Genomic DNA, 17,794 nt, shown 5'->3' with positions numbered 1-17,794 from the left:
CTCGTAACTCTGGTTCTCGCTCTCGGCCGTCAGCCAGTCCATGGCGTTGTGGAAGTGCCTTCCCTGGCGCTGGAACCAGAAGACCTGACGTCCGTCAATGGAGTTGGGGTGGGTCCCCCGAGCCCGTGGTACATCCGCATGACCTCGGGTGAGAACGGCTTCCCGTACACCAGCCCGGTGAAGACCTCCGCTACGAACTCGCGGGGGTTGCCGGCGGCGTAGGCGCTCACCCCAAGGGCGAGAGCCTGATGGGGTACGGCGTCGCCGTCCTGCCCGCTGCGGCCGGCGAGCTGTGTGAAGGCCAGATCGTGGTACTGCGCACGGGCGTTGGCGTAGTGCAGGAAGTGGCCCAGCTCATGCACCATCGTGCCGACGCCGGAGGGGTCGAGCTCGGTAGAGAGGTAGCGGTACCGCTTGTCGGCGAGCTTGTTGGTCAACGGATTGCCGACGATGTCGGGCGAGGCGATCACCGCGTTGGGTGCGAGGTACTCGGCGCGCTGGAGCCGGCCCCCGCTCCGCTCGGCGATCAGGTCGTTGTGGACCTCCAGAAACCGGCCGTACTTGGGCAGGTGCAGCTCGACGTCGGGAACGTGGAAGCCGGCCTCCTGCACTGTGATTACGGCCTTGCGGAAGTTGTCGATCCGAGCGTCGCGGAGGCTGTCCGTGGGGTCCCCGTGGACGGTGACCTGCGTGCCGTGGACGTCCTCGACCACCGGCGCCAGGTTCCCGAGGTGGGAGCCGGTGTCGAGTGCCTCGGCCTGGTTGGCACGGTCGAGATAGGAGTTGAGTTCCGGGTAGAGCGTGGAGCGGGTCAGGTTGTTGCGGGCGCTGTCCATCAACTCCCTTACACGAAGGGCGGACACACCCGCGTCGACGGTCACCCCACCAGCCGCCGCCTGATCCCGCTTGGCCGCCAGCTGCTGGCGCGAGAGCTCATCGGCAGCATCGAGCGCATCGTCCGACAAAGCGCCGTGGTGGGTGCGGTCGCCAGTGAAGATGTTGTGCGTGGTGTTGTTCGCCGGATCGACCCGATCCGGCAACCGTCGGCCCGCGAAGTCGCTCACATCAGGATGGATACGGGCGTACCGGTCGAGAAGCCGTGCCTGGTGCGCCCGCTCGGCGATGCGCTGGTGCAGATCGTCCCGCTCGGACCGGACGTGTGCGGTGAGGCGGTCGACCGCCCCGGTACGGTCGCTGGGGCCGTTCTTGCCTGACTTCCACGCTTCCACGGCATCGAGGATGGCCTCCAACTGACGCTGGTTGGCGTCATGGGCACCAGGCAGCTTCCGGCCGCCGTTCGCCCACTCCTGGACAGCCGTATCGATGCGTCGCAGAGCGTTGGAGCGCCGCGCCCGCGGCAGCGTCGACAGAGCCCGCCAACTGTCGATGATCTCGCTGTCCCCGACCCCGCGGCTATCGGTCGGGAGCGCGCCCGACGTTGAGCTGCCCCCCGTGGGCGGGCGACCGGAGGGCGATGGCTGGCCGTCGCCGCCGACCGCCGCCAGGTCGTCGGACATTGCCTGCTCCGCACTGTTCTGCGGCGCGGAGTTGAGGGTTTCAAAGATCATGTCCGAGAAGGTGGCGGTGTGCGGCACCGCTTCCCCCTGCGGGGCGGGGACGAAGGCCGGGCCGGTTTCGAGTGACTCTCCCGCCACGATCCAGGCACCGCGGCGCTGTGTGACGGGGTCCGCGAGCAGACCCAGCACGCCGGTGACGCCGTTGGAGTCGTTCGACGGTCCGGCGTGGCCGACCTCGGTATCGGGCGCGTACCAGAGACGTCCGGGTATGGCACGTGCTGCGTCCGTCACCACGCTCCCGCCGTCGTCACTGCGGATCTTCGCCGTCTCGCACGCGACCAGTACGACCGGAGCCGGGGGCTGCGCCGGGTCCCTGAGCGTCTCCATGAAACGTGCGAACCGGGCACCGTCGACGATCAGCGGCTTTTCGCCCACCACATGGAGTTCGATGCCGTTCTCGGTTCCGTGCGCGTCGAAGAACAGCGGCCTGACCGGCTCCTTCGCATCCCGCGCCGGTGCGGCCTGCCAGGGGAGCTCGCCGGCCGGGGAGTCCGTGTCGCTGTCGGTGTCGAGTACGACACCCCCTTCCTCCGTGGCCCGGTAATGCGCGAACAGGACCTCGTCGGCGCGGTACTTCGTGTAGAAGTCGTTGCGTGGAGCCCAGTCCCGGTCGCTGTGCGAGGCGTATCCGATGACCTCGCCGGTGGCGTCCCGGATCGTCCGAAGGCTCTGGCGTGCCTGCTCGAAGGAGACCTTCCGGCCGTCTTTGCCGACGAGTTCGTCCTTCGGTGTCCCGCTGGCTTGTTCAAGCCGTTGCGGTGCGGGGTCGAGGCCGCTCAGCAGTGTTCCGTTGTTCGGTAGCAGTGCTGTGCTCGAATCGGACCTGCCGCTGCCCCACCGTATTGAGCCCTTGACTGTCCTGAGGGTGTCGCCGAGGCGCTTGGCCAGTGTTCTCTGCCGGGCGGGCGCGGACGTGCTCTGGGGGGCTTCTTGGTTCTCGCTCTCGTCGGTCAGCCAGTCCAGTCGTGTCCAGTCCGCCCACTCGGCTGCCCGGACACGGAACTCGGCGGGCGGCCCGAACCTGATGTTCGGCGCCTGGGTGGTGTCGAGGGACTTGATGTGCTCGTTGAACTGCCGCAGGAGGAATATCGGACCGGTACTGGCGCCCACGTTCTTCGACTTTATGGCCAGCTCAAGGACACCCTTGGCGTAGGCGTCCTTGTTGTTGATGTCCGGCAGATTGTCCAGAACCTGCTTCATGAAGCGGCTCCGGGGGTGTGTGACGATGAACTGGTTCCCGAAGCGTCCCTCCTGGTAAGCGACTTCGGCGGCCTGGTGGATCCGGTCCGCAGTCACGGGTGTGTTCTCTTCGAGTCCGAGCAGTCTCCGTACGCTCTTGGGGTCGCGAAGCATGGGACCGAACATCGGCAGGGTGTCGTCGCTCTTGGGCATTGTCACGCCCTCGGGACGCAGCACCGCCTCTCCCGGCCCCAGGTCCACATCGAGATACACCCCGCCGTGCTTGTGGAGGAGTGCGTATCTGGCGATGTCGGAGGCCATCGCGAAGCTGTTCTCCTTACGCGCGGCCTCGTACAGCTTGGACACCTTGGAGGGCAGCTTCTCCCCGTCGGAGCTCTTGTCCTTTTTGAACAGGTCCTCGACTCGGCCTTGATGAACGGTGCCGGAATCCACCAGGCCGTTGAGGAACTCCTTGTTGTTGCGCCGGCCGCCCTCGTCCGTCCAGATCGTCAGCTTCCACTGCGCTTCTTCTGCCTTGGCCGCCCATGTCCGGAGGTTGGCGCGGGCACCGTCCGTCAGTTCGCCACCCAGCCAGATGAAATTGAGTTCCTTGGGGACCACGGCCAGCGGACCGGGACCGGCGCCCAGGTAGTGGATCGGGCCGGCCGGACGTGCATCGCCGGCCGACGCGGTCGCGGTGCTCTCGGACAGAACCGTGTCGGCCGGCTGCTGCGTGATCTCCGAGTCGGCGTTGAGCAGCAGGCCCGGACCTTGACTGTCCGGGAGTTTCGTTCCGTCGTCGGTGTCCTGGTGGGTCTGTCGTTTCTCCCGCGTGAGGAGGGTTTCGAGTTCGGTGGGCTGGTTTGCGGTGACCCATTGGCCCTGGCGTCCGGTGGCTCGGTCCTGGAGGAGGGCCAGTACTCCGGTTGCCCCGCCCGCGGCTGCTCCGGCCGGCGGTCCCACGTGGCCGACCGCGACATCGGGGGCGTACCAGCGGCGTCCGGGCACCGCCCGTGCCGCGTCGCTCAGGACGCTTCCACCATCGGTGGAGCGGACGCTCGCGGTGTCACAGGCCACGAGCACGACGGGAGCCGGAGGCTGGTCGGGGTCGGTGAGGGTTTCCATGAAACGCGCGAACTGGGCACCGTCGACTTCGAGGGGAAGGTCGCCGCCGATGTGGAGCTTGACGCCGTCCTGCGAGCCGTGTGCGTCGAAGAAGACCGGGTTGGGTGTCCGCTGCCCGGCCGGGGTGTTCGTGCCGGTGTGCCAGGGAACCGTGTTGGGCGATGCATTTTCCTCGGCCACGGGGACGAACTTGCCGTCGTCCGTCGTCCGGTAGACCTTGAAGGATGTCTCGTCGGCGCGGTACTTCGTGTAGAAGTCGTTGCGTGGAGCCCAGTCCCGGTCGCTGTGCGAGGCGTATCCGATGACCTCGCCGGTGGCGTCCCGGATCGTCCGAAGGCTCTGGCGTGCCTGCTCGAAGGAGACCTTCCGGCCGTCTTTGCCGACGAGTTCGTCCTTCGGTGTCCCGCTGGCTTGTTCAAGCCGTTGCGGTGCGGGGTCGAGGCCGCTCAGCAGTGTTCCGTTGTTCGGTAGCAGTGCTGTGCTCGAATCGGACCTGCCGCTGCCCCACCGTATTGAGCCCTTGACTGTCCTGAGGGTGTCGCCGAGGCGCTTGGCCAGTGTTCTCTGCCGGGCGGGCGCGGACGTGCTCTGGGGGGCTTCTTGGTTCTCGCTCTCGTCGGTCAGCCAGTCCAGTCGTGTCCAGTCCGCCCACTCGGCTGCCCGGACACGGAACTCGGCGGGCGGCCCGAACCTGATGTTCGGCGCCTGGGTGGTGTCGAGGGACTTGATGTGCTCGTTGAACTGCCGCAGGAGGAATATCGGACCGGTACTGGCGCCCACGTTCTTCGACTTTATGGCCAGCTCAAGGACACCCTTGGCGTAGGCGTCCTTGTTGTTGATGTCCGGCAGATTGTCCAGAACCTGCTTCATGAAGCGGCTCCGGGGGTGTGTGACGATGAACTGGTTCCCGAAGCGTCCCTCCTGGTAAGCGACTTCGGCGGCCTGGTGGATCCGGTCCGCAGTCACGGGTGTGTTCTCTTCGAGTCCGAGCAGTCTCCGTACGCTCTTGGGGTCGCGAAGCATGGGACCGAACATCGGCAGGGTGTCGTCGCTCTTGGGCATTGTCACGCCCTCGGGACGCAGCACCGCCTCTCCCGGCCCCAGGTCCACATCGAGATACACCCCGCCGTGCTTGTGGAGGAGTGCGTATCTGGCGATGTCGGAGGCCATCGCGAAGCTGTTCTCCTTACGCGCGGCCTCGTACAGCTTGGACACCTTGGAGGGCAGCTTCTCCCCGTCGGAGCTCTTGTCCTTTTTGAACAGGTCCTCGACTCGGCCTTGATGAACGGTGCCGGAATCCACCAGGCCGTTGAGGAACTCCTTGTTGTTGCGCCGGCCGCCCTCGTCCGTCCAGATCGTCAGCTTCCACTGCGCTTCTTCTGCCTTGGCCGCCCATGTCCGGAGGTTGGCGCGGGCACCGTCCGTCAGTTCGCCACCCAGCCAGATGAAATTGAGTTCCTTGGGGACCACGGCCAGCGGACCGGGACCGGCGCCCAGGTAGTGGATCGGGCCGGCCGGACGTGCATCGCCGGCCGACGCGGTCGCGGTGCTCTCGGACAGAACCGTGTCGGCCGGCTGCTGCGTGATCTCCGAGTCGGCGTTGAGCAGCAGGTCGTCCGTCACGAGAGGCACGGCGGGCCGGTACCGGTCGTCCGCGAGGTGCAGCACCACGCCCGACCGCGTGTTTCCGCCCGTGTCCGTTCCAGGAGCGGCGAACGTCAGATGGTTCAGGTCCGACTGGACCACGGTGACCGGGACCCCGAGCACACGGGCCGCGAGCAGTGCCGCCAGGTCTCCCGCGGAGTGGTTCCAGCCCGCGTCCTTGCGGTCGCCGATCTGCCCGTCGCCGGACCGCAGCAGTGTCGTACGGGCCAGGTCCAGGCGCTGGTCGGGGGTCAGCCGGGCGGCCACGGTATCCGGGAGGCGGCTGCGCGAGGCGGCGTGTTCGGCGGCTTGTGCCTCGCTGAGCACGATTCCCGCGTCGGCCAGCTCCTGTGCGGTGAACCGCTCCTGGGGATCGATCGCGAGGAACTCCGCGAGTTCGTCGCGGTCCGCCATCAGCCGGTCGGCGAGGCGTTGCCTCAAGTGCTCGACATCGGCGGCGGAAAGACCTCTGCCCTGCGCGTGGAGCCCCAGCTCGGCGAGGAGCCCCGGATGGGCGTGCTCGACCGCGTCGAGGAGGGATCGGTGGAAGCTCGTACCGATGTCGAGGTGCGCGGGTCCGGTGGAGGGCGGCTCCACGAGGTGGAGGACGCGGCCGTCCGGCGACTTCAGACTGACCGGGCGCCCCTGTGAGTCCTCGCCCTCGGCGGTGTAGGGCTCGGGGGCGGACTTCGCGTCGGCCGGGCGGACGTAGCCCTCGGGTTCGGGCGCGGGGTGCCAGGGGGTGACGACGCGGGGGGCGCTGCCTTCGGCCTGCGGCTCCAGGACACCTCGGATGGAAGCGTCCACCGCTTCGAAGTTTGCCTGAACCAGGGCGAGTTCGCGGTAGTCGGCCTTCAGCTGTGCGACTGCCCGGTCATACACCGACCGTGCGTTCTTCAGCTCGGCATCGACCGCGTCGAGCGGTCCCTCGGTCTCCGCCCGCTCCGTTGCCTTTCGGGCTCGGGCCTCCTGGAGCTCGGCAGCCCTCAGGAGTGACCGCGCGGCCAGTACGGCCTCCAGCGACGACCGGTAGGCGGCGTCCGCAGTCCGCAGGCGCTGCGCCCAGCCCGCCGCCTTGATCTGTTCCCGGCGTACGGCGTCCGTGTCCGACAGCGGCCCCGTGTTGTCGAGCCAGACCTCCGTACGGGCGAGGACGTCCTCCCGCGTGACGAGGCGCGGCGGTCCGGTGAGGTCGGCGGCCGGGCCCTCGTGGGACACCGTGCCTTGGAGGGACACCGGCCCTTCGAGGGCTTCGGTGAGCGGGGGATAGCCGGCGACCGTGGCCGGATCCTGTTCGGTGGCCGCGGCGGCGGCCGGCTCGCTCCAGGCGACCGGCGGCGTGCCGGAGGGGCGGGTACCGGTGATCGTGTAGTGCTCGACCGCCTTCCACGCGGCCTCGGAGGCACCGGCGAGGCGCTGCTCGACGGTCGCGAAGCCGCGGCGATGGTTGGCCAGGTCCTGCTGGGCTTCGGCGTACCGGGAGCGGGCCGTGGCGAGCCTCTCCCGCGCCGCGGCCACGTCCGTGCCGGTGGGAGCCGGCGTCTCCAGGAGGCGCCGGAGCTCCGTGTGGAGGGAGGTGACCTCGCTGTCGAGTGCGCGCAGGCGCCGCTCGGCCGTCTCCGCCTTCTTGGCGGCCTCGGTGTACTTCTTGGTCTGCTCCTTGACGGTGACCGCGGCGGCCTCGACCTCGGGTGGCAGCAGTCCGTGCTCCCGGGCGACGTCGAACGACACCCACATCGTCACCCCGTCCTGCACCGTGTGCTCGACGGTGACCGGCGGCCGGGATCCGGGCCTGAGCACCGACGGGACGACCGGAAGGTCCGCGATGCGGTGCGATGCCTTCGCCGTCTGGAGTACCCGCAGGGGTGCCTGGACGAGGACGGCGCCGCCGGCGAAGGGCTTGAGCGTGGTCAGCGCGGAGGTCCGGCGGTCGGCGGCACCGCCCGCCGCGTCGGAGTCCGCCCAGCCCGGCACGGCGGCGGTGGTCTGGACCAGGGGCTGCGTCTGGAAGCCCGGTCCCGCGGTCATCGCCGGCGTGTGCGCTTCGGTGGTGTCACCCGTGTAGGTGTCGTTGTCCATGGTCCGCCGGCTGCCGCCGAGTCCCGCTTGCGGGTCCACCGCCAGCAGACGGGCCCGGGAGAGATCGACGTCCGCGGAGATCTTCAGGGTCGCGTCCGACCCGCCGATCGTCGACGTGGTGTCGTGCAGCGTGACGGTCAGGCTGTCGCGGATCATCTGCGGCAGGTAGGCGCTCAGCACGTCGGTGCTGATGCCCCCCTTGAGGACTTCACCGGCTGCGGTGCCGGGCCGCGTCAGCGCCGTCTTCCGCACATAACGGCCGTGGCCGTCCGTGGGCATGGCCGTCGCGGTGTCGCTCGTGGCGCCGCGTCCCTTGACGGCGAGGTCGACGGCGTACGCTGCGGCGTCCCGGAGGACGGTGATGCCGCCGACGGTGGTGACGACGACGCTCTCCGGGCCGGTGGCGAACAGCTTCCGGCCCGCCGCGTTGCGCTCCCGCAGCGCCACGGCCTGCTGCTGGTCCGGGGGAAGCAGTACCGGGCGGGCGGCTTCCCGGGGTGCGCGTGTTACCGACGGTTCGGTCGTCCGTGGTTCGGTGGTCCGCGGTTCGGTGGTCCGCTGTTCGGTCGTCCGCGGTCGGGCGAGGCTCAGGGGCAGCACCACCTCGGCGTCGCCGACGGGGTACGTGTGACTCACCACGGTCCCGTCGGGCAGCTCAAGGGTGAAGGTGACATCGAACCTCGTCCGACCGGTCACCACCGGTCCCTCGAAGGCCACTTGGGCGCTGACGGCGTCGGTGACCGCGTGTGCCAGGGAGGACGAACGGGTGGACCCGACCCGGTCGTCGAGGGTGAAGCCGCCGCTACGGAGACCCGGTTGGCCCAGGACGGTGGGCACCTCGCCGAGCCGGTAGCCGGCCTCGTACCCGCGCGCCAGCTTCTCCGTGACGGTCTCCGCCGTGGACGTGGGCCGGGTGATCGTGGGCTTCACGTCGTGGCGCAGCGCACCGGCGGTGAAGCCGGACCGTTCCAGGGTCACCGTGAGACTGGCGTCCTTGGCGGGCCCGATCTTGTTCCGGGCCAGACGCAGGGAGGTGCCGCCGTTCTCCATGCCCGTCTGGAGAGCGCGTATACCGGACGGCGACAAAGTGGTCATCTGCCGTGCCAGACCGCCGAGCTGATCGGCCAGCAGACTCCCGGGCCCGAGCCAGCTCTTGTGCTGGGGCAGGGATTCCAGCAGGCGGTTCGTGAACGCGCTGATCGCCGAGGCCATATCGATGCGGCCGACCGTGAGCGTGGCATGAGCGGCCGCATCGACGGCGGTGTACTGCTGCGGGGGTGGCGGAGCGGTGAGACCGTCGTCGAAGAGACCGGCCTTCCTTGCCTCGGCGAGCGGCATCCATACGAGCAGGCCGTCGGGGATCTCCACGATCCGGCCCTGGGGCGGCCGTCCACGCATCAGCTCCATGGGCGCCTGGAGCAGACCGGACGGCTGGGAGCGGGCCGCCAGGTGCCAGGCCACATCGGCGCCGACCAGGACCATCGGTCCGGTGTACTGGACCGTGTGGGCCGGGTTCGCCGAGAAGGTCTCGGCCGTGGTCGCGGTGCTGGTGCTCTGGTACGGCGACGCGATGAGACCGTAGGTGCCGGCGGTCTGGAACGCGTCGGTGTGCTTGGCCCGGAAGGCGAGCAGGGACGAGATGGTGTGACTGCGGACGTGGGCGACCGAGTGTCCCGCCCCGCTGGTTCCCGAGCCGATGTTGGAGAGGGCCAGGTCGCTGGAGTCGACGACGGCGAGCACGCGCGTCCCGCGCACCTGGGGCCAGGCGCTGACCGACGCGGTGATGTCGGTGACGGCCGTCCGCCCGAACAGGTCGCTGATGTGCTTGCCCGTCTGCGCCGCGTCGCTGAAGTCCGCTTCGTTGCGACCGGTGGTGAATGCCTCGGCCAGCGCGCCGGAGGCGGGGGTCCCGTCGGTTCCGTAGATCCAGGAGTTGCCGGAGACGGAGGCGAGCAGTTCCTTGAGGTGGTGGAGCACGACCTCGGGCGAGGTGACGCTCTGCACGGAGTGCAGGCCGTCGAAGAGGACGTGGGGCGTCCAGTCATCCGTGGAGACGGGTCTCCCGGAGGAGAGCAGTTCGGCCAGAGCCGGGTCCATCGGCACGGACACGGGGGCCGTAACCGTCTCCGGCCGGTTGAGAGGCAGAGCGGAGGGGACGGACAGCGACGCGGGTACGGCAAGGGTGACGCGGCCGGTGACGGGGGCCGGGGCGGTCTGTCCGTCGCCCTGTCCGCCGGCCAGGACGTCGACGCTCCCGGCGGCCTGCTTCACGAACCACCGGGTGCTGAGCAGCTCGCCGGTCATGGTCCGCGCGATCTGGCGCGGCCGGGTGAAACTGGTGGCTTCGGCGGTGAAGGCCAGGTCGTACGACCACAGGTGCTGCGACCCGGAACTGGTGATGCCGCCGTCCGGGGTCAGCGTCGGACCGTACGTCATGCCGTAGGCGGTCTGCCTGCCGTACCGGTAGCCGATGCTGCCAGTGCCGCCGAAGCGCTCGATCCCGGTCAGTCCCACGTCGACGCCGACCGACCAGCCGTGGGTACGGGTGGTCGCGCTGTCCGCGCGGCGGGTGGACAGGATGTTGTTGGCCAGACCCAGGTCGTGGTGGGTGCCCGCGAACTGACGGCCCGTCGCCTCGGCGCGCACGGTGAGCACGACGTACCGCTTGTTGAGGGAGTCGAGCTGCTCCAACTGGATGCGCAGTCCGGTGCTGGTCAGACGGTCGAGCGAGCCCTCCAGCACTGTACGGGAGAGCACCTGGCGCAGCAGATGGGTGTTGCGCACCGCGTTGTTGTACTTCCGGTCGCTGCCGCCGTCGCGGTCGCCGGTGACCGCGGTGTCCGGCCGGGGCGGAAGCACCAGGTCGGGGTAGGAGTGGTAAAGGCCGGCCTGGATACGGTCGACCAGTACGTCCGTCAGGGATGCCTGGGGCGGGGCCGATTGCGAGTCGCGGGTCGCCGCGAGGTCCAGGACCGCGTGCAGGCCGAACGTCGCCGGGTTCGACAGCGACAAGTACGCGGGGGCGGGGGGCGCTTCGGCGTCCGGGACGGGCGCGGTGCCGTCGTCCCAGCCGGCCAGTCTGCGTGCGTCGGCCCGCGGCAACTGCACGGTGGCGGTGAGGAAGGCACCTTCCTCGTTCGGGTCGTTCCGGTTGACCTGGCCGGTCCGCTCGGCCGGCACGGGCGATTCCCATACGCCGTCCCGCCTGCGCAGCTCCACACGGAAGCGGACGTCGTAGAGCCCCGAGTGACCACGGCTGTTGAGCGTCCGTACGGACTCGGCCGTGTTGCCGCTGTAGCTGCTCTCCGCACGCTGGGTCGTCAGGCCGGCCGATCCCGCGACCTGGAGGTTCAAGGCGCCCGCGGGCTGGAGCAGCGCGAACTGAGGGCCGACGGAGATCCCGATCCCGGCGCCCTGGGTGTTCTTCTTCTCCGTGGTGGCGGTGGAGCGCTGTGCGTCGGCCTTCTTGACCTCGGTCTTGTCGGACGCCTGGAGCAGTGTGGCATCGACCGGGGTCAGCCGGAGCTCGACGGAGCCCAGTGACCGGTTGCCCAGACCGGCGAAGAGCGGGGCGCTGACCACCGTCTCCCCGGAGCTCTGCGCGATCACGGTGCGCAGGCTCTCCTCGCCGAACAGATCGGCCAGTTGATGGCGCAGGAAGCTGCCGGGGGTCGCCTCGGGACAGTTCCTGAGTGCCCAGTCCAGCAGCCGGGTCTCCGTGGTGACGCTCAGCGGCGCGAGCAGATGCGGCCGGGCGCCGGGCGCGAACGCGAACGCGGTGGGCAGCCGGTCCGGGATCGCCGGATCGGTGACGCTGTCCGGGACCCGCCAGGTGACTCCGTCCCGGATACGGTAGCGCCGCTGTTCGGCAGGGCCGGCCTGCTGCCGGTTCACGGGCTGCTCACGGCCCTTCTTGTCCCAGACGCGCGCGGACTCGACGACGATGTGCAGGTCGCTCACATGCAGATGACTGCCGTCCTTGCCGACCGCGGTCACACTGCTCTGGGCGCGGCTCTCCTGGGTGTACGTGTAGCCGGCCTCCATGCGCCGCGCGCTGAGGGACACCGACCCGAGCGCGCCGAAGGTCCCCGCGGAGGGAACGAGCGGGACCGCCACTCCGAAGGCGCGGGAGGTGCCGAGGGACTTGGTCTCCGTAGCTCCGGGACGGGTGCGGAGTTCCGTCTCGATCTTGACGGGTGCGTCGGCGGCCTTGGCCTCGACGGTCTTCTTCGACGCGTCCTTCTTCGACGCGTCCTTCTTCGACTCGTCCGTCGTGGACGCGTCGGTCCTGGCCCCCTCCGCCTGCGGCTCCTCCGCCTTCGACGTGGTCGAACCGCCCTCGTTCTCGTTTCCGTCCTTGTTCGGTGCGGACTCGGCCACGTCGTCCACGGCGGCCGGCGCCGATGGCTCGGCATGGCGACGCCAGTTCCCGTAGCTCTCCACCGAGAGGGAGATCTCCCGGTGGCCGCCGTCCACGGTCGGCAGGACGAAGGTCCGGGGGCTGAGCAGCGTATGCGGACTCTGGGTGAGCACGCGCTTCAACTCGTCGAGCCCGTCAGGGCGCAGCCGCCATCCCGTCGCGACGGAATCGGCCAGCAGGTCGACACCTCGGATGGTGATCCGTCCGTGTCCGTGGCCCTTCATCGATTTCGGCAGCATCGCGTTGTCGTCGAACGTGACGAATTCACCGGACCGCTCCCGTGGGAGCGGATCCACGTTGTCGCTCAGCAGCGGAGGGGCGAAGGCCGCCTTCTCCACCTTCACGCCCGGGTTCTCGATCCGGCGGAACACCTCGTCGCGGAGGGCCTCCTCGCTCGTCAGGTCCGGACGGTCGCGGCGTACCCGGTACATCCGCTGCTCGTACTCGTCCGCCGAGAGCGCGTTCAGGGCCTTGTCGCGGGCCGTGGGCTGCTGCGCGCCCGACGAGCCCGCCGGTGAGGAGCCGTCACCGCCGGGGCCGCCCGGTGGCTCCTCGTTCTCCTTCACGGGGATGTCGGAGTCTTTGGGCGCGGAAGCCACGGAGTCGGCGTCGTCGTCGGACCTGAGGTCGGACGTGTCGGACTTGAAGTCGGACGCGTCGTCGGACCTGAGGTCGGACGTGTCGGACTTGAAGTCGGACGCGTCGTCGGACCTGAGGTCGACGTCATTGTTCGGTTCGGATTCCGACGTGCTCCGTGTGTCGGTGAGGGACTGCGTGTCGTCCTCGGTCTGTGTACGTACACGACGGGCGTTCGGCGACGGCAGGTCGTCCCGCTCCCGCGAGTGAAGACTGTCCCCGTCCTTCCCCCCGGACTCCGACGCATTGTCCGGCTGCCGCGGAGCCTCCATCAGCTGCTCGCCCGGCGGCACCGGAGCACCCCGGTCCCGTTCGGAGCCGGCCGGCCGCGGGGTTTTCGCCGAGTTGCCGGCCCCCTCGTCGACGTTCGTCCGGGAGACCGGATTGCGCACGGTTGCCGACGGTCCGGCATTCGACGGGCCCGACGCGTCCGTCAGATCAGTGCCCTGGACGTCCGTGCGCTTCTGCGACACGGCGTCGTCCAGCTTGGGGGTACCGGGCTCATTGCCGGTCGTGACCAGGTTCCGCAGGCGTTCCACCAGCGTGCGGGCGTCGTGGGCAGCCTGTTCGCGTACCTCTTCGGGCAGTTTGTCGAGCGAGCGGTCGATACGGCGGTCGAGGTCCCGCAAACGGTCCGGAGCACGCAGTTCCTGTTCCAGGCGCTCCTGCCCCTCACGCCGCAGCTCCGCCGTCTCGGCGTCGTAGCCGTCGAGGACCCGGTCGATGGCCTGCGGGTCGCCCGCCGCCTCGTCCAGCCTGTTCTGCCATGTGGCACGGCGTTCGGTGCTGCGCTGCGCCCCCTCGGGGTCGCCGTCCGAGATGGCCTGCCGCCGCCGGTCACGCTCCAGCTGTGCCATCCGGTCGAGCTGCTCCCGCTCGATGGCCTCCCTCGCCGTGTCGTCCTCGGCGTTCGCGCGCCGGTCTTCCCACTGCTGCCGCTCCTCGCGCGACATCCCGGTGTCGTCCGTACCCTCGCGCAGCCGGTCGAGCCGCTCCTCCAGAATCCGGTCGTTCTCCGCCCAGGAGTCCCCGGACCGGTCCCGGGCGGGGGTGGCGTCGCCGCCGTCACCGTCCTGCGGCGGGGGCAGCGGTTCCGAGGATTCCTGCTGGTGGCCGCCCGCACGCAGGGCGTCCAGCCTCGCCCGGAAGGACGCCAGTTCGGCTTCCCTGCCGAGGGTGACCGTACGACGTTCGTACTGCGCGTCGAGGTCGCTTCCCCGCCCCGGTCCTTCGAACCGGTTCTTCCAGGTGGCCAGTTCCGTCTCGGATGCACCGAGATCCCGCAAGGTCGCGAGCCGTCGCGACGTCTCCAGCTCGGCGTCGTAGTCAGCCTGCACCCTGCGGAGATCCTCGGGGGTCGCCGCCTGCTCCCTGCGGTCCTCCCATTCGAGGAACCGCTCGCGGTCCATGCCCGCTTCTTCCGCATCGGCCCGCCGGTTGTCGGCCAACTGCTTCCGGAGCGCCTCGGGGGTGCTGTCGGCGCGGGCGCTCAGCTCGGACCCGAGGGTCCCGAGACGGTTCTCGAAGTCGTCCAGCAACTGGGTCGTCCGACGGGGAACGTCGGCGAGAGCCGACTGCTCGATGTCGAGGGCGTGGCGCAGCCACTCCGTGCGGCGCATTCCCAGCTGCGCGGCCCGCGCCTCGTATCCGCCGTCCATGTGACGGCGGAACTGTTGGAGGCGTTCACCGAGGCCGTGCACGGCGACGAGATCGCCGAGTTCCCGCAGGCCGTCGGCGGCGTCGGCGTGCCTGCCCGCCCCGACGTCGTCCCGGATGCGCTCGCTCAGCCGCTGCCGTGTCTCCCTGTCGACGCCCACCCGCCGGGCATCCGCCAGCAGGGCGTCGGTCTCCCGCTCCACGTCCTTGGTCAGCCTGCGCTGCTCGGTGGGGGTCAGACCCTCGGGCACGTCGGGCAGCTGCTCCAGCCGGTTCACCGGGTCGTCGGTGAGGCTGCCCAGTTCGTCGAGGCGCGTGATCAGCGCGTCGACATCGCCGTCGTTGTACACGTCGAAGCCGTCGCGGAAGGGCAGTTCGTCCTGCGACTCCGTACGGAGAGGATGCGGCGAGTCCTCGGTGGCCGGTCCCTTCCCGCCGCTCTCGGTCCGCTCCGTCTCCGGCCGGCTCCCGGCCGGGGGCTCGGTGCCGGGCGGGGCCTCGGGAACGTCCGGGAACACGAGGTCCGGCTCGTCCCCCGCGAAGGGCTGGGCACCGGGTTCGTTCTGCGGGACGTCCGGGAGCATCACATCGCGCCCGTCCTGGGACGGACCTGTGGGTGTCTGCCGACGCGATCCGCCGGGGGAGACGCCGGCACCCGGGGCCGTGGACACGGTCGGTACGGGGCGCGGCGGCGCTGCGATGCCACCCGCGCCGTTGTACGGGAGGACTCCGTCGCCTTCGATACCCGTCGTCGTGCCGTCGGGTTCCAGCCCGTCGGCGCCCTCCTCCTCCAGGGCCGCGCGGTACTGCTCACGGAGCTCGTCGACCCGTGCGGGGCGGCCGAGGCCGTCGGGGTCGCCCTCCCGCAGCTTTGCCATCCGCGCCGCCAGGTCGCCGACGGAGTCCGAGTCGTCGGAATTCTGCCGGTCCTTCAGCCGGTCCAGGCGCTCCTGGAGGCGATCGAGGTCGTTCGCTGTCCGGTTCACCGGCCCGGAGTCGTCGGACCGACTGGACGACCCCACGCCCGCGCCGTCGTCGGACGTCCGAGGAAGGTCGTTCCGCGGTACGTCGGGCAGGTCCGCCAGGAGTCGCTCCGCCTCCGGCGACAGCACCGTGCCCAGCGGGGTATCGGGTACGTCCGGGAGGCCGTCCAGAAGCGTGTTCACGTCCGTGAGCTCCTGCGTCACGTTCTCGTGTACCTGGTCCGGGGAGGGCAGCGTCTCGGGTACGTCAGGGAGGCTGTTCAGCAGGAGGTCCAGCTCCGGCACCGAGTCCGGCGGGACAGGGGGCTCGGGTGTGAGGGAGTCGGTGGTCGAGTGGCCGGAGTTGTTCGTCGTGTCGCTGTTGTTCGAGTTGTTGGTCTCGTTCGTGTGGTTCGTGAAGGTGCCGCCGTTCGTGAAGTTCGTGGCGTTCGAACTGGTGGCGAAGGAAGGGGCGGACGCCCCGGACACGTCGTACGGTGCGGCGTTCCCGTCGTCGCTCGAGTACAGCGTCCGGCTGTCCGAGAAGTCGTCCGCGTCCAGGTAGTACAGGCTGTCGCTGTCCGAGGCGTTGTCGTCGCCGCTCCGCAGCGACACGCTGTCCGAACCGGAGTCCGAGGCCGAATCCGTGAGCGTGCGATTGTCGGCGTCGTTCCTCGGGTCGGAGCCGTCGCGCACCGTCGTGCTCGACTCCGTGCTCGGCCGCGACGCGCCGGACGGCGGCGTGGGCGAGTCGGACGAGAAGACCGGGGGGCGCGGCGGCGGCGCGGCCGGGGGGCCCGAGACCGCGTGGTGCACGGCCTGGAAGCCGTGGGCCACTCCCCGGCCCATGACACCGCCGGCCGCGCCCGCTGCCGCGGTCCAGCCGCTGACCGTGAACTTGTGCTCGGGCCCGAAGATCAGGTTGTACATGCCCTCGGTGACCACGGCGTGGCCCGATTCACCGGCGATCTCGCCGACGAAGTTACCGATCCGGAAGCCGATGTTCCCTTCGATGTTCTTGCTGATGGTCTGTACGAAGGAGCCGGGCAGGTCGTGCGAGAGCGCACGCACTCCGTTCTCCCCCAGGTCCTTCACGTACGGCTTGAGCGCGTCGTCCAGCGAATGGGTCAGACCCTGCCAGTCGGCCTTGCCGCCCCAGTTCTTGACCAGCGCCTCGCCGTAGTCGCGGCCCAGGTTCCGGGCGGTCTCATTGCCGAGGGAGTCCCCGAGGTTCTTCTCGAAGGCGTTCGCGAAGTCCTTGACGACCTCCCGGCCGACCGCTCCGGCGGCCGCCCCCCTCGCACCGTCCGCTCCCACATGATTCAGGGATTCGTTGGTCCGGCCCATGATGTTGCCCAGGCGCTCGCCGAGTTTGCGGGCGGACTCCTCCGAGATCGTCCGGCCTGCGGCGCCCGCTCCGGCCCTTCCGCTCGCTCCGGCCGCGCCGTCACCCGCGGCGCCCGCCCCCTTGCCCAGGCCCGCTCCTGCGGCCCCCGCACCCTTGCCCGCGGCACCGGCCCCCGCGCCACCGGCGCCCTTGCCGAGGCCGCCCGCGCCCGCGCCGCCCGCACCCTTGCCGAGACCGCCTGCCCCCGCGCCGCCCGCACCCTTGCCGAGACCGCCCGCGCCCGCACCACCGGCGCCCTTACCGAGGCCGCCCGCACCCTTTCCGAGGCCGCCCGCACCCTTTCCGAGACCGCCTGCGGCACCGCCCGCTCCCTTGCCGCCCCCGGCCAGCCCCTTGCCCAGCACATTCCCCGCGTCATTGCCGAGGATCTTGCCCAGTCCCTTGCCGGTCATGTTGCCGAGCAACTTGCCGAGCCCGCCGCCCAGCAGTGCGAACGGCCCGCCGAGCGCACCGCCGATGGCGGCGAACTTCGCGGCGTTCGCGGTGAAGTCCTTGTTCCACTCCGTACGGTCGCCGCGGCCCATCTGGGTGAGCTGGAGGATGGAGTCGAGCAGCAGACCGCCGACGAGGCCTGTGATGGTCTGCATGATGATCTGGGCCAGCAGGAACTTGAGGATCAGCACCGCCATGGAGCGGAACGCGGCGATCGCCGCGGCCGCCCAGATCTCGGACAACCCGGCGGTCACCGGCAACAGTGCCTGGGCCAGCGCTATCTGCACGACGAGCAAAGCGAGTTGGCCGAAGATCATCCACTTGGTGTACTCGATGTCGGCGGCGGTCTTGTGGGCGTTCTTCGACAACTTGAGGGCGTCCTCGTAGGCCCGTTCGAGGACGCTCTCGTTGCCGTTCGTCCTCTCGACGAACTGCCGGGCGTACGTCACGAACCGAGTCGCCGTCTCGCCCTCGAAGTCCTCGTCGACACGGCTGACGACCTGCCGGAGAAGTTCCTCCACCTCACGGAACTTCTCCGCCATCTGGCGATACTCGTCACTGACCACCCGCAGGGTGTCCTCGTTCGCCTGCGGGAAGGGCATGCCGGTCAGAGTCTTGAGGAAGGTCGCCCATCCCTCGGAAACCTCAATCGCCATTGTGTGGTGCCGCGTCTTCG

General features: G+C 69.8%; 1 protein-coding gene. It reads right to left on the bottom strand.

Going from position 1 to position 17,794, the window contains the following annotated elements; translation table 11 throughout:
* Nucleotides 1–29 precede the first annotated feature (29 nt).
* Nucleotides 30–17,774 (bottom strand): glycosyltransferase, encoded by a 17,745-nt coding sequence (locus ACZ3IC_RS10520; protein ID WP_467414631.1) that lies wholly within the window; start codon nt 17,772–17,774, stop codon nt 30–32.
* Between the last annotated feature and the right edge of the window lie 20 nt (nt 17,775–17,794).

This window comes from Streptomyces sp. NPDC002958 (assembly GCF_055563255.1).
The sequence above is the reverse complement of the archived record's forward strand: the minus strand, read 5'-3'. Positions and strand labels throughout refer to the sequence as shown.

Bases quoted from the DNA above. Each gene is read 5' to 3' on its own strand.
- ACZ3IC_RS10520 (WP_467414631.1), bottom strand. From the start codon at position 17,774: ATGGCGATTGAGGTTTCCGAGGGATGGGCGACCTTCCTCAAGACTCTG.